A 559-nucleotide genomic window follows, 5' to 3' on the forward strand; every position below is an offset into this window, starting at 1 on the left:
AAGCCCTTTTCGAGCTGCATACGTCCACCTTCTCCGAGGCCGTCAATATCGTCATATTTAAATTTAGACATTGCATCGGACACGAATTTTTGAACGTCGGCCGATTTGAGTTTGCCGCTGTCAACGTTGTCCTGCGCTTCCTGTAAAACGCCCTGCGCGTGTAGCTGCTTCTGCTGAATGACAAGCGCGGATTTCTGCTGCGCGAGCTGGCGAATCTGTTGGTGCATTTCCGCGCCAACCTGCTGCATTTGACTGCCTAAGCGGTCCCATGCCTGGTTAGCCATGCCCTGAAGCTGCGCCGTGTTGCGGGCGCTGCTAATCTTCGCTTCCGCCATTTCTGCCGGATTGCCGCGATCAATGCGCGTATCAACTACCTGGCGTTGAGCCTGGCCGAAATTACCGGTATCAATTTTCATTAGCTAAACCATCCCGACGCCGTGTTACCTACGCTGAGGATCGTTGACCCCCAATTGGCTGCATTGAGCGAGTTCGCTGCGGCCGCTGCCGCTGCCGTGCCGGATTTCTTCGCCAGCAAGCCCGCCGCCTCTTTGGTGTCACC

At 55.8% G+C, this 559-nt stretch carries 1 protein-coding gene; it reads right to left on the bottom strand.

What is annotated here, in order from left to right; translation table 11 throughout:
• Positions 1-416 (bottom strand): hypothetical protein (locus N1032_RS27095; RefSeq protein WP_259543798.1); only part of this gene is annotated, 416 nt, incomplete at its 3' end.
• Positions 417-559: the final 143 nt, after the last annotated feature.

This window comes from Herbiconiux daphne (genome assembly GCF_024979295.1).
Classification (GTDB): Bacteria; Actinomycetota; Actinomycetes; order Actinomycetales; family Microbacteriaceae; genus Herbiconiux; species Herbiconiux daphnes.